We start from the raw sequence: 13562 nt of genomic DNA on the forward strand, positions 1-13562 counted from the left end.
GACGAGCGGGCATTTTTCTGAAGCGGATTCTTCCTAGCGCCACGTATCATTTAAAAACGACAGGCCGTGACTGATCTTTACACGGACGCTTCGCGCAAAAGGCTCGGGGGCACCACTGTATCGATACGTCCAGTCGCGACGTCATAGACAAGTCCCGAGACAATGAATTCGCCAGGCAGATTGGGGTTGGCCTTCAATTTGGCGACGTCAACGGCAACCGCCTTGTACGGGTCATCGATCTCCATCGCGTCAAGCCCTTCCTTCGTCACATTAAAGTACTTTTCGAGCAAGGCGGGTGCGTGGTGATGGCAGGGGACGATTCCGCAGTCCGTGTGATGCAGTACGATTAAGTTCCAACCCGGGCCGACTTCTTTGCCGTTCGCCGTCGCAACCGAGCGAACGATAGCCATGGTCTGCAGCGTGGCCATATCGATGCGACCGCCTACATTGCGAACCACCACAGTCTCGCCTGGCTTCAGTTGAAAAATGTCGACGGGGTCCACGCGTGGGTCGACGCAGCCAATGATCACCGTTTTCATCGTAGGCATGATCTTCAAATCAGGCGAAAACTGGTCCTTGGCGAATGCTTCGTTGCGTTCTTTAAGAGTTTCAAGAAAGCTCATAGTGACCTCTGAAATTGGCTTTTGATTGGACGGTCCGACAGTGTCTTTTGACGGTGCTGGCGGTGTTGAAAGACGACGTAGACAACGCTCGAAAACTGCTCCGCACCGGTCCCGTGCATCGTCAGGAAAGACCGGCACTTTTTAGACGAAACAATCGCCCGAAGCGAAGATGCGGCAGGGCTCAAAGTCGATTGGTTGATCGCTCAGTTGGCGCAATCAACCGCGTTATGAAATCGGTACTAGTAGCAAATCCTGGATTCCGCTAGCTGAGGAACGTAGCACTCGGCCTTTTGCTCCAGATCAGGAGCGCATTCTGACGAATGGAGAACACGTGGATAAAGATAGCAAGGGGGGCGAGGAATGCCGGAACCCAGACGAACGGCCATGCGGCAAAGGCTGTGAAGGGCATGCCGGGCCAATTAATATGCAGCGGACCAGGCATCGAACTCAACGTGGTTACTATCGTGTTGGATAGGATCAGGATGCCAAGCACATTCCAAGCGATGACGACGCCCGGCTTCAGATTTAACCTGGCGATGGCGAACGCGACGAACGGCGCGGTCAGTCCAACAATCACGTCGAAATTGCGGCCCTCGAACGTAACCTGTTCGGGTGCTCCTCCAGATGCATAAAGGCCCCAGAAGGCGAACTCCACTCCTACGCGAAAGGTCTGCATTGCGACAGGCCAATGACGAGGAGTTGCGTCAAGCAATTTCCGAAATCCGTCAACCCGATTTACCAGAATGATTGTAATCAACGCCAGCAGCGGGATGGCTGGTAGACGGGGCGGGCGGGCATTCCAGACGGCTAGAACGCCAGCGTGAGCCAGAGCACCGGTGACAATCAACCATACGCACAGCGCAATCAGAACAGCTGTGACTATGCTCTTTCTTTTGCCGTCTCCAGACGACCGTGCCAACCCATGGTTCAGCCAGAAAATCACACAGACTACACAGACCACGGTCACGAGCGTCAGCTCTGCATATATGAAGTTGATCACATGGCGCCCCGTTTTTTAAATTCGAGTCAATGGGAGATGCGCGCGCGCGAACACCTCCTAGGTTCGGTTTCCTGATTACAACGCCGGCGGAAGCTCAAGCGTTGTCTTTGCGACGTTGTTCAGCAGATTCGTTACGGTCATCAGTGCGACGTCGCCAATCACTTCAACAATCTTTGCATCGGTGAGGCCAGCGGCTCGTGCAGTCGCCAAATCCTCGTCAGTCACTTGGCCGCGTGTCAAGGCGATCTGGCGCGCCAGCACTGCGATTGGATCGAGCTTCCCGTCGCGGGCGGCGCGGATGTCTTCTGGTGTCATTCCGCCCTTCGTGGCCATCATGTTGTGAACGCTCATGCAGTAGGCACAGCCGTTCACTTCTGATACGGCAAGTGACACTGTCTCGCGCTCTTTGGGGCTCAGGGAGGACTTTTCCATTGCCAGATAAAACTCGACGTATCCAGAGAGCAACGCAGGCGAATGGGCCATCGTCTTGAATACGTTAAGCAAAACGCCGAAGTTGCTTTTGACTGCTTCCAGCACAGGGCGGGATGCGTCCGGAGCTGTTTCGATCGTAAGGGCAGGAATGCGCGTCATGGTGATCTCACGTAGTTGAGGAACAAAAAATTTCGACTGTTTGATGACAGCCTGATTTCGAAAGTGGCGGCATCCCTTGGGGCGAAGTGTGCGCAACAAATACTAGTCGTCGCTCGAATCAGATTGCGCATCGAACCACGGCTTCGTCTGCATACGACGCCAAACTGCCTGATACACGGACGAGCGAAACGGGCCTTGTATCCGCGTTGCCCTTTGGCCGTTGCTGCATCAGTACAGTACAGGCTACTACCCTTGTGCCGGTTCAGCGACTTGTCCATTGGTATGCTTGAACCGGTCTGGGCAGGTCTTGGTCGGACGATAGACTGTCAGATTGAAGGTGGTAGGCGGTGCCCGCTCGCGGTTTCCGTTGGTTGACTTCTTCGTCTCACCAGACGCTTGTTCTGGTGAACGGAAAGTCGGACGTTCGACTGATGAAATCTTCTCGCTGAGCCTGATAAGGAAAACTACTGGAGACCGCGATCAGCTGCCTGCTTCTTCAAGCGTTTCGACGTTTGTCTTGATCGGTTGGGTAGTACGTTCGTGAATATGCGAATGCGAAGTTCGGTCGATTTGCAGGCTGAGCAATTCCGGACGGCTATAGTGGCCGCGAGAGTCCATCATTCGCTTACGCTTATCGATTTGCCAGAAATCGAGGTCCGCAATCACTTCGCCTTCTCCCGAGCGAAGTGGTTCACCCATGTATTCGCCATCTGGGGAAATAATCGCGGTGAAGCAGCCGCTCGAGATCGGTTCAATGGAGCAACCAGTATCCTTCATGATTTGGGCTTGCTGCTCTTCATCCAGCCATGCAGTCGCATTTACAACGAAGCAGCCGGCTTCCAGCGCGTGCTGGCGGATGTTGACTGAAATCTGCTCGGAGAAGAGATCACCGGCAAATGAACCGGGATACATAGCCGAATGGATTTGCTCGCCATCGGCCATCAACGCATATCGCGCCAGCGGATTGTAATGCTCCCAACAGGCAAGTTGTCCGATGCGGCCGACGGCGCTATCGACCGCCCGTAGTCCCGAGCCATCGCCTGACCCCCAAACCATACGCTCATGATAAGTCGGCGAAATCTTGCGACGACGTTGAATCAGAGTACCGTCTGCATCGAAGAGAAGCTGAGTGTTGTAGATGGTCCCGCCGTCACGCTCGTTCACACCAATTGAGACCACCATCTTTGCTTGGCGAGCTGCCTCGCCAATTGCTTGAGTCGACGCCGAGGGAACAGTTACAGCCTGCTCCATGAGCTTATAGTGCTGGGCACCCATCTTGTATGGTGCCTCGACAAACGAGTAATAAGGGTAGTAAGGGACAACGGTTTCGGGGAAGGTGGCGAACTGCACCCCTTTTTTGCCGAGTTCGAGAATTTTCTTAACCACCTTGTCGACCGTTGCTTCACGGCTATACAGGACCGGGGCGATTTGAACAGCAGCAGCTTTGACGATGGTCATGGGATTCCTTAGCGGAAGAAATAGGAAAAAGTGTTAGTAAAACTATGTAGAAAAAACAATACCGATGAAAAATACAGGCAGGCCGCGCTCGGCATTTCCCATCACCGTGAAGCACTTGTGTGCCGGTAGTCACGCATTTGCTCTGTGTCTGCTTGGCATTCAGATCTTCAGTCAACCTGCCTGTTCGTCGGCCACACGCCGCAATCTGAGGCTGGTCTGTGCTTTTGCGTTGCATTGTCTCGTAGGGACGGACGCAAAGATTGTCGGCATTATGTAGACGCGAAGTAAGTGGCCAATGGTATGGCCGACAAAAACCACCTCTATTGATCGTCCGGTTCTTCTCTCTGGCAGGTTAATATCTTTGTTAAATGGTGTATATACAACAAACATCGTAAAAAAAACGTTGCCCTGAAGCAACGTCAACTGTGTCGGCTGCTGATTTAAATAGGTGCAGACCATATGTTTCCGGACGCATCGCGCAGTGCTCGGGCGGCGTCCGTCCCTAGTAGCTCGCAGGCCTGTTTCTGTGCCGCGCGCCAGGCGGGCAGCACCGCGTCAATCTTCTTTTCACCTTCCGACGATAGCTTCACCTCGCGAATACCTTTTGCATCAGACGACACTGCATCGACAAGACCTTTCGCCATGAGCAAATCAAGATTTCGGGACACTGTTGAGCGTTCCAAGAGCAAAACTTCACCGAGCTTACGCGGAGAACATGGACCCACCTCTCCTAGCGCAGCGAGCAGGTTCAACTGGGCAATCGTGATGCTGTGAACTGCAACGGCCTCGTCGTAGAGTGACGACACCGCACGTGCGATTAACCGTGCGCGCACAGCAAGGCAATCGCGGATGATCTCTCGGGTTGGGGTCAGTGGTTTCATGAGTTAAGTGTTGCATATGCAACAAGTAAATGTCAACAGCTTTTGCGAGCTACGTCGGAAAAGCGCTGGGTAATCCTTTGCAGTGTCACTTCATTTTCCATTTTTTGCGGTGCGATCTAGCGTTCGGCTGCGCTTGGGTTGAGTTCCATGCGTTGGTCAACAGGGAGGACTTGGCGAGGGGAGGCGGTGCGTTCAGGTTTGACTACACAGTCCTACGGGCACTTCACCCGCGCCGAGTGCATCTTTCGTCGCGCCCGGCCTGCAAGGCAGCCATACTTAAAGACAATAGCTTGCGCAGGTGCGGCAATAGATACTGTGTATAGCGCCGCGCTCTTCCGCGAGACTGTGAAGGAATGTGAGTCAGGCAAGCAATGATGACGTATCCCTGACGAGTGAAACGCTTGCTCGCCTTGAGCCGTACTCGTGGGCTGGCAACATCCACGAACTTGAAAACCTTATGGAGCAGATCGCTCTTCTGTCAAGGAAGCCCCTGCTGGATGCTGATGACGTTGAGGCATACTGCCCCAACGTGGCCGACCGAAATGTCTTACCGTCTTTCGCATTGACGAGCGATCGTGCAACTCACCGAAAGGCGGCCACGGGGATGTGGGAACGATGCTGTCAGAGTTGCTGCGGCAGGGCCCGCGCGTCCGTATGCAGTCATTGGCGCGTACGAAGCGAAAGTGCTAGTCGAAGCGTTGACGAAGAGCAATGGTAATCGAGCGGGGGCTGCCCAGAGAGCGGTAATGTCGATTCGCCAATTTTTTCTGGAGGTGGAGAAAGCTCGTGGTCGAGGCAAGCTTTGAAATTGGTTTCTGGCCGGGGGAAACGGGCTATCGACGAATGGGCGCCGAAGTTGGTCGTTGACGCCAGACAATCAGCTTGACGCCTATATGGTGTATGCAACAATGCATCTCGATCTAGGATCTGATTCAGGTTCGCAAATTCAGTTGTTTGTCTGCAACGAATGCGACGCATGTCAGCGGGCTCGCCAGCCGCTAGTAGAATTCCCTGAGCTAAAGAAGTGTTTGATTTTCGGGGCGTCTGCATCGCGTAAATACGACGGATGCCTGTGTTGCGGGGTCAAGCAACACTGGTCACTGAAAGCATTGTGAATCACTATGAATGTGATCATTCAAGACGATCAATGACTCCAGCAGAGTATTCGTAGAGGCTGCCGAAATGAATACAGTTTTGGTTACAGCAGCGAATGGCGACACAGGAAGAGCTACGCTTCCATGCCTGCTTGAGAAAGGCTTCAAAGTTCGCGCGTTTGTACGAAAAGATGATGATCGTGCAAGAAGCCCGCGAGGCCAAGGGATCGAAGTGGCGATCGGAGACATTTCAAACCTGCGCGATGTTCGCCTTGCGATGTCAGGTGTGCAGCGTGCCTATTTCTGCCATCCACTCGCCGACGGAATAGTTTTTTTTCGCACAGGCGGCCAAGGAGGAAGATCTCGAGCTGATTGTTAACATGTTGCACAAGCAATCCCGTCCCCATGCGCGCAGCAAGACAACGCAGGACCATTGGTTGTCCGAGCAAATCTTCAACTGGTCTGGCGTACCCTCAACACATCTACGCATAACTTTCTTCGCAGAATGGCTACTTTATATTGCGCCGTTGATTAAATATGGGCGATACGTGATGCCTTTCAATAAGGAAAGTCGATTTGCACCGATTGCAGCAAGCGATATTGGCCGGATTGTTGCGGGAATTGTCGCAAATCCTGATATGCATGCCGGCAAGGCTCACGCGCTACATGGGCCAGTCAAATATAGCCACGCGGAGCTCGCAGCGCTCACGGGAAAGGTGTTGGGTAAAAACCTGACGTACGAGCATGTGACGGTCTCAACGGCCCTTGAATTGTTCGGATTTCAAGATAACAAGGTGATGCACAGGCAATTTGAAGCTGTGACGATTGACCAGCAGGAACGTCTTCTCGAAGGAACGGACAGCACCGGCGTCTCAATTATCGGTCAACCGCTGGTTACAGTTGAACAGTTCATTGACGAGCATCGCTCGAATTTTGTTCTTGCGTCTGAAGTCGCGTAACGATCGGCTTGGAGCTCACGGTGGAGTTTGGCGCGAACAGTTCGTAGGACCGGCGACCGAATAGATAAATGGGCCACCTTTGGCTAAGCCACAATTTACGTCAAGCGAGACATTCTGCGGTCGCATATACAAGAAGTTGTCTCGACTGGCATCAAAGTGTCCAGCATATGCGCGCGCCATGGGACCGTCCGATGCTCGGTTTGAAAGCTACGTTCAGACGGCGTACATGGCAACGCATCGCACGTTAACCGCTATTTTTTTCTGCGTGAGAACGGCCGGCCCTCGCACCGCAATCTCGAACATACGAGACCAATATGGATTACGTTGATAGTTTGCGCATCTTTCGTTCAGTCTTTGAGTCGACAAGTTTCACGCGAGCCGCTGACAAGCTTGGAGTTACGACACCCGTTGTTTCACGAGGAATTGCATCTCTTGAACAACGCCTTGGAACTCGTCTCTTCAATCGAACCACGCGTCAGATCTCAATGACGGAAGCGGGCGCACGATTTTACGACAGATGCGCAAAGCTGCTGGACGACCTTGATTCGCTTGAAGCCGACACGCTGAGCGAGACGAAGGAGGTCACTGGCGTCCTTCGTCTGGTGGCGCATACGACCGCTACTGTCAACCGGCTGGTCCCGCTGATCGCGAGTTTCAAGACAAAAATCCCGAAGATTACACTGGACGTAACGCTTATTGAGCGCCCCGTTGATCTCGCGGCGGAAGGATACGACCTCGGAATAGTCCTTCCCTACATGTTGACCAGTGAGACCACCGTCACACGGCTGCTTGAGCGTATCCCCCTGGTCATTGTGGGAACGCCAGCATATCTAAGAAGGAACTCGAACCCCGTCACTCCGCCGGATCTCAACCAGCATCATTTTGTGACGATGTCGACGTATATCAGACGCCCAATCGTCACCTTCAAGATGGGGGGCAAAGAAATCGCTGTCCCGCTTAAGTCCGAAATCTCGTCTAACAATGTGATATTCAATCGCGAGATGGTAATTGCCGGGTTTGGGCTAGGGGTCGTTCCAGAAGCAGTCGTTCAGTCTGAACTTTCTGCGGGAACTCTAGTAAGAGTGCTTTCGGATTTTGACTTGGTAGACGGCACTATCGAGATACGCCTGGCGTACACCACCCGGGTGCTACTACCGGCAAAGGTTACGGCGTTTATCGAGCATGCAGCTGCCTTTTACGAAAACGTACCACAGGTACACCGGCAGTGAGCGGAGTTCACGCTTCAAATTCAAGAATAACCCGAACGGGCATATTCGCAAAAGAGCGCTTGGTCTATTTTTACGGGATGCGTGGAGACGCTGAAAATGAACATCGGTAACGAGCACGGCATTCCACTTCGGACGGATGACGTCTGGATCGTTGGATATAGTAAGGAGATCAAGGTTAGAGTTTATGATCCCCAGAGTGGAGGCACAAAACTTCCGCTTGTTATCTTTTTCCATGGCGGTGGCTTCATCAGCGGGTCAGTTGATGACAGCGAGCTAACAGCTACCGCGATAGCCCAGCGTATTCCGGCGCTAGTGATGTCTGTAGGTTATTCGCTGGCACCCGAATTTCCATTTCCCGCCGCTCTAGAGGATGGGTACTTGGCGCTGGCGTGGGCTGTGCAGAATTCAAAGACCTTAGGCATAACACCTGCAGGCCTCGGCGTAGCGGGCTATGAGGCGGGAGGAAATCTAGCGACTTGCCTGAGCGCGCTCGTGCGAGATCGAGGGGAATTTAAGTTGTCGGCTCAGGTGCTGCTTGCACCTCTTCTCGACCCGAGCATGACGTTGATCTCTGAAAGCCGTGTGTCTTCTTCCGCGGACCCTGAGTCGTCGAACTGGGCGCGACAATACCGCGCTTACCTGCCCGATGTCCGTCACCGGATGCACCCATATGCGGCACCGCTCGTTTCGGTAAGGCTGGGCGGCCTCGCTCCGGCTTTCATCGCGACCGTGAAGAACGATGTGCTCCGTATTGAGGCTGAAAGATATGCTACTAAGTTGATCGCTGCAGGCGTCCCCACGGCAGTCATCCGGTATGAGCAGGAGTTCCATCCGTCCACCGGTACTGGTGAACAAGTTTTCGACGATATAGCCTCTTTCTTCCGACGGCGATTGGTCGCAGACCAAAAAGTGCTACTGGTTAGTGCCCAAAAGAAAACAAATGAGTCCCGTCGTATGTTGCGTCATGTGCGAGCCAAATGTGTTTAGCGCGATTTAATACAAGTATATGCACGTAAAGTGCAAAATCTACTCTCGCTTCAGCGGAGTGCAGAATGACGCATTTTATTACCAAGATCCACCCGCTTTTCCATCAATACTTTCTTTCGAGGGCATCTTGAACGATACCGAAAAGATTCGCGAACACTATCAGGGTGATAATCTTCGCGCCCGCGTTGAAGCGGCGCTGGAAGCGGCTGGCCTCGGAAGCGGGCATTTGTCTCAGACAGTCCTTGCACCACTCGACCAGTTTCATATGCGAGGATTAGCCGCTACCGTCGATCTCGCTGCGGCCGCCGCGATCAAGTCGGGCGATAAGGTGCTGGACATCGGTTCTGGCCTTGGCGGGCCGTCAAGATACCTCGCCTCTACCTACAACTGCCACGTGCAGGGCATTGACCTCAATGCGGAGTTTGTCGACGCTGCGATATTTCTTTCCGAGAGGGCAGGTCTTACAGAAAAGGTTGCTTACACCTGTGCTAACGCTTTGTCTCTTCCTTTCAAGTTGCAAACCTTCGATGCTGCGTGGACGCAGCATGTTGCGATGAACATTGCAGATCGTGACTCACTGTACGCCGAGATTTTTCGCGTTTTGCGACCGGGCGGCCGATTGGCTATTTATGACGTGGTAGATGGCGGCGCGGGTGCTTTGCACTTTCCCGTCCCGTGGTCCCGAAGTTCGGAAACGAGTTTTCTGCTCACCAACATTGCCTTGCTTGAAGCTTTGGAAAGGCAGGGGTTTAGGGTTGTATCTTGGGTAGATCAAACAACGGCGGGCATCGCTTGGGCGATAGAAAGAGCGAGAGCATCCGATGCGGTGCGGAGCCGGGATCCACTTGATCTAAATCTCGTAATGGGTACCGACTTCGGGGCAATGTCACAAAACTTCGTCAAAAACCTCGTTGAGAGCAGAGCAGGTCTGTCTCAAGTCGTAGTAGAACGTCCTACCTGAACTGTTGCGCTTGCAGTGCCGGGCAAGCCGTCTTGCCCGCGGACCGAGCTCTCCCGATATCCAGAAAGACCAGTCTGTGCGAATTTAACTACCCAATTGAAGCGCTCAGACTTCACATCCTCAGCGCTGTCATCTTTCTTAGTGCGTTAGATGGTTCCATCTCCGTCAGCGAGCACCCATTTCCGAAAGTTTAAATCTACGCGACCGAAATCTCATAGTTGTCCGCAAACTCGAGATTGGTTCGATACCTTTGGACACTGTTCTATTCGAATTCATTGTTGCAGCATGAGTACCTTGTAGATGCAGACTGACTGCAAGCTCGATGTCCCTGCTAAACGCGACAGCGAAAAGCCCAATTAATTTATGACCTCGGCGGTATCCGTCGACATCTATATTTCCAATCTAGCGAGATAAATATGAAGATCCTGTCGCGTCCAATGATCAGCTTTCTCACTGCGTTTCTATGCCTGAGTTGCATATCGATCCTCTCCGGTTGCGGTAGTTCAGTAGCGTCAACACCCACGCCTGTACCTGCGACGGTGGTACTTGTTCACGGGGCGTGGGCCGACGGTTCAAGCTGGTCCGGCGTAATTCCTCTTTTGCAGGCGAAGGGGCTAAAAGTCGTTGCTGTGCAGCAACCCCGGTCTTCCGTTGCAGATGACGTCGCTACAGTCACGAGGGCGATTGACGCGCAAAGTGGGAAAGTGATATTGGTCGGCCATTCGTTCGGTGGCGTGGTTATTACTCAGGCAGGAAATGACCCGAAGGTTGCAGCACTCGTGTACGTGTCCGCATTTGCACCTAACGACGGACAGTCCGTAAACGACATCACTGCGCCGTTCCCTGCGCCATCCTGGCAGTCTGAAGAAATTCAAGACTCAGCCGGCTACATCAGTTTGTCGCCAGCGGCGATATCCGGCGCGTTTGCACCGGATGTATCATCTAGCGAGCAAGCCCTCCTGGCCGTTGTGCAGGCGCCTCTTGCGGGCTCATGTTTTGCCGACAAGATAGCCACCGCAGCGTGGAAGACAAAGCCGTCGTGGTGGATTTACGGCGATCAGGATCAGATCATTCCTGCGGCGCTCCAGCAAGCTGTTTCGAAGGCTATCAATGCTACGACTACCGTCATTCCAGGGGCAGGTCACGTAACCTTGATCGCGCATCCGGATGCCGTTGCGGCCGTCATTCTCGATGCAGCAACGAAAACCGGAAATCTCTAGGCTCGGGCGTTAGCACGCTTAGGGGGAAAGGGAAAAAAGCAAGATTGGCAGCGTTGGAGTTACTACGTATGCCGACCAAACCCGCGGGGGCGAGTACCACTTTCCCTGCGGTTGCGTGCCCTGCGCGAATTTTTTGCGGGGCCTCCACGTCGTCAAATCAGGAGGTTGAGGGTTATTCTTACTTTTATCGTTATCGTAGCCATTGGCGCGTTCATTCTTTACGTCGCAGCGCCTGAAATTGTCAAAGGCGTCAAGGCGGTAACTTCGCAGCAAACCTCATATTTTCAGTTTGACAGCGTTCTTCCGACGACCAGCGGGGAATCGGACGCCGCAAACCGGATTGGATAGAAGCGATGGCAACACTACTGGTTAGCTCGACTCGCCGCTCTTGTGCACGACCAGCGCCCATCGTGTGCTGGTTGAGAGCGCAATGCTGGGTCGGATTCACTCGCGGCTCCGGGGCACACCGCCGGCCCTCGTTCCGGCACGCACCATTTCCCGAATGCCGATACGACGGGCTTCAAGTCTAGGGACTGCCGAGGCGCTAGCCTCGGCTGCACTTACATCTCTACTTCGAGATGCACCAATCGTCACTGCGTCGCTGCCGGGTTTGAGCCGCTGGCCACCCGCCCGCGAAATCCACGATTGCTCCAGTGAGGAAGCGGGATTGCGTTGACGCGAGATAGCATATAAGTTTACCGATTTCCTCAGGGCGTCCCAGTCGACCCGCTGGCACCAGCGATCTGACATAGTCGCGTCCCTTGGCGTCGTCGATAAACGTCGCGCGTGGGTAGCATGCCTCGCTGTAGAGAAAGTTAGGCACCACTGCGTTCACGGCGATGCTGAACGGGGCGAGTTCAATCGCCAGCGATCGAACAAGACGGTCAACAGGACGGAGCGAGAGCCATTAACGTGAACGATGTTCGTTTGTGGTGGACTACCGTCGGTGACGTCTGCGATGTCACGCATAGCGTAGTGGGCACAGCGGCGAACGTGTCGGATGTATCGCAGGCCCACGCGCTGCTTCACGGGCATGAAGAAGATGCGTTCGGCGACGCGGGCTACCTTGGCGTAGACAAACGCGACGAGATGATGGGCGCGACGGTGAAGTGGCACGTGGCGGCCAAACGCGGAAAGATCAAAGCGATGCAAGAAGGTCCGCTGAAGGACCTGATGGTCGCACTCGAACGAACTAAGGCACAGATCCGCGCGCGGGTCGAACATCCGTTTCATGTCGTGAAGAACCTGTTTCGTCATCGCAAGGTCCGCTACAAAGGTCTGGCCAAGAACACCGCGCAACTGTTCAGTCTGTTCGCACTAGCAAATTTGGTGATCGCAAAAAAGCAACTGCTGTCGACTCACGGGAGCAATCCGTCACGTATGTGAAAAATGCAGAAAGTTAAGCTGGAATACGGCGACATTCACCTCGACAATCTTTGGATTCCTTAGCCAACTAAAAAAATTCAGCCTGCTTTATTCATTGTGCGAACAACAGGCGCTTTGATCAGCGTCTCCCTAGCATGGAATATCCACGGTCACGAGTTTAACTGGTCAGCTAGGGAGCCGACGCGGTTCTTGCCCACTCGACGCGTCGTTGACGTGACCGTTACCTCTGTTGGTCGCTTGTGAGACCGTGACAGACTGTGACTCCAGCGTTTCGAAGCGCCTTCCGAAAGAAGAATTACGGGGTCGGCGATTGAATACTAGATGAGGATGCAAATTGCATCTTCATCTATGGATGCAACATCATGTTAGAAAAAATCGAGCAAAAGGCGTCGGCTCAAATTATGCCGTGATGAAATTCCTGCGGAGCCTTCCTGGATGCTCTGTGCATCGATCCTGTTGCGGATCTCACGGCCTTTTGCAACATATATTTGCAACGCACACGCCCTGACAAGAAGTATATGCACGTATCCGTGATGGCATTTCTTATCAATCAGAGTCTGAGCAGCGGTTGAAACAGTTCAATCACAAGAGGAGAAACCGTTTAACCAATTCGCGCAGATCAGCACACGTGGCGATCCGCTTTCAGCTCATAACGATGCGGCGGTTCTGATTTTTCAACTGCGACGTTGTTCAGATCGGTAGCGCACGAGAGGCAGCAAGTTTCAGCGAAGACGTCTCGAGTAGATTATTCGTCCTCCAATAGATGAGTAAAGAATTAGCCGGTTGGAGGGTCAAATGATTTGATCGCCAACTACTGATACTCATAGGACTTCGAATTTACTCGCGGTCTCAGAGCGACTGCTCCCGGTCATAGAATTGGTGCATACAGCGCACGTTAAACACGCGGCGCACACATACGACGCGCGGCGCGCCGGCGCGCACCGACGATTGTGCCGCATAATGTGGGACGTCGCGGACCGGAGATGGCAACAAAATTTCTCTTTTTGAGTTCAATTACTTTTGCGACTACCGGCGCATCCGGTCGGTGATCGCGCTGACTCTTGTCAGTACGGTAACAATGAGATGTAAACGCAAGCTTGATACTTCGGGGGCGCACCACTAATCTGTGCACATGCACACTAACTCACCCGAAAACGACGATTGCTTTGCAAT

13 protein-coding genes and 1 pseudogene are annotated in these 13562 nt (G+C 53.4%); 8 read left to right on the top strand and 6 right to left on the bottom strand.

The features are described 5' to 3' along the window. Positions 1 to 77 precede the first annotated feature (77 nt). From AXG89_RS28845 to AXG89_RS28865, 5 genes are all read right to left on the bottom strand, one after another. Positions 78 to 623, bottom strand: a complete 546-nt coding sequence (locus AXG89_RS28845) for a carbonic anhydrase (protein ID WP_062173466.1) — start codon at positions 621 to 623, stop codon at positions 78 to 80. Positions 624 to 885: 262 nt separating this feature from the next. Further along, the gene (locus AXG89_RS28850) at positions 886 to 1623 is read right to left on the bottom strand and encodes a hypothetical protein (RefSeq protein ID WP_062173464.1); all 738 of its coding nucleotides are present in this window, start codon (positions 1621 to 1623) and stop codon (positions 886 to 888) included. A 75-nt stretch (positions 1624 to 1698) separates the two neighbouring features. Next, positions 1699 to 2214 (bottom strand): carboxymuconolactone decarboxylase family protein, encoded by a 516-nt coding sequence (locus AXG89_RS28855; RefSeq protein ID WP_062173462.1) that lies wholly within the window; start codon positions 2212 to 2214, stop codon positions 1699 to 1701. A 480-nt stretch (positions 2215 to 2694) separates the two neighbouring features. Next, the gene (locus AXG89_RS28860; protein ID WP_062173460.1) at positions 2695 to 3672 is read right to left on the bottom strand and encodes a nitrilase-related carbon-nitrogen hydrolase; all 978 of its coding nucleotides are present in this window, start codon (positions 3670 to 3672) and stop codon (positions 2695 to 2697) included. A 440-nt stretch (positions 3673 to 4112) separates the two neighbouring features. Continuing rightward, positions 4113 to 4553, bottom strand: a complete 441-nt coding sequence (locus AXG89_RS28865) for a MarR family winged helix-turn-helix transcriptional regulator (RefSeq protein ID WP_062173458.1) — start codon at positions 4551 to 4553, stop codon at positions 4113 to 4115. 355 nt (positions 4554 to 4908) lie between these two features. On the opposite strand from AXG89_RS28865, the gene AXG89_RS44970 reads away from it, so the two are divergent. The 7 genes from AXG89_RS44970 to AXG89_RS28890 all read left to right on the top strand — a co-directional run bounded on the left by AXG89_RS44970 (position 4909) and on the right by AXG89_RS28890 (position 11003). Next, complete coding sequence (locus AXG89_RS44970; RefSeq protein ID WP_442861757.1) at positions 4909 to 5271, top strand: hypothetical protein; 363 nt, start codon at positions 4909 to 4911, stop codon at positions 5269 to 5271. Between the two features lie 464 nt (positions 5272 to 5735). After that, positions 5736 to 6026 (top strand): NAD(P)H-binding protein, encoded by a 291-nt coding sequence (locus tag AXG89_RS43600; protein WP_236873554.1) that lies wholly within the window; start codon positions 5736 to 5738, stop codon positions 6024 to 6026. Positions 6027 to 6084: 58 nt separating this feature from the next. Next, the gene (locus AXG89_RS43605; protein WP_236873553.1) at positions 6085 to 6606 is read left to right on the top strand and encodes an NmrA family NAD(P)-binding protein; all 522 of its coding nucleotides are present in this window, start codon (positions 6085 to 6087) and stop codon (positions 6604 to 6606) included. 314 nt (positions 6607 to 6920) lie between these two features. After that, positions 6921 to 7835, top strand: coding sequence for a LysR family transcriptional regulator (locus tag AXG89_RS28875; RefSeq protein ID WP_062173456.1), 915 nt, complete (start codon positions 6921 to 6923; stop codon positions 7833 to 7835). 96 nt (positions 7836 to 7931) lie between these two features. Then, positions 7932 to 8822, top strand: coding sequence for an alpha/beta hydrolase (locus AXG89_RS28880; RefSeq protein ID WP_062173455.1), 891 nt, complete (start codon positions 7932 to 7934; stop codon positions 8820 to 8822). A 127-nt stretch (positions 8823 to 8949) separates the two neighbouring features. Continuing rightward, entirely contained in the window at positions 8950 to 9783 is an 834-nt protein-coding gene (locus tag AXG89_RS28885; RefSeq protein WP_119024717.1) for a class I SAM-dependent methyltransferase, read from the top strand. 416 nt (positions 9784 to 10199) lie between these two features. Further along, the gene (locus AXG89_RS28890; RefSeq protein ID WP_062173451.1) at positions 10200 to 11003 is read left to right on the top strand and encodes an alpha/beta fold hydrolase; all 804 of its coding nucleotides are present in this window, start codon (positions 10200 to 10202) and stop codon (positions 11001 to 11003) included. Positions 11004 to 11571: 568 nt separating this feature from the next. Here AXG89_RS28890 and AXG89_RS28900 read toward each other — a convergent pair. Continuing rightward, entirely contained in the window at positions 11572 to 11838 is a 267-nt protein-coding gene (locus AXG89_RS28900; RefSeq protein ID WP_236873552.1) for an SDR family oxidoreductase, read from the bottom strand. 125 nt (positions 11839 to 11963) lie between these two features. Here AXG89_RS28900 and AXG89_RS28905 point away from each other — a divergent pair. After that, positions 11964 to 12389: pseudogene (locus AXG89_RS28905) on the top strand (transposase); the annotation flags it as partial. Positions 12390 to 13562: the final 1173 nt, after the last annotated feature.

This window comes from Burkholderia sp. PAMC 26561 (assembly GCF_001557535.2).
Classification (GTDB): Bacteria; Pseudomonadota; Gammaproteobacteria; order Burkholderiales; family Burkholderiaceae; genus Caballeronia.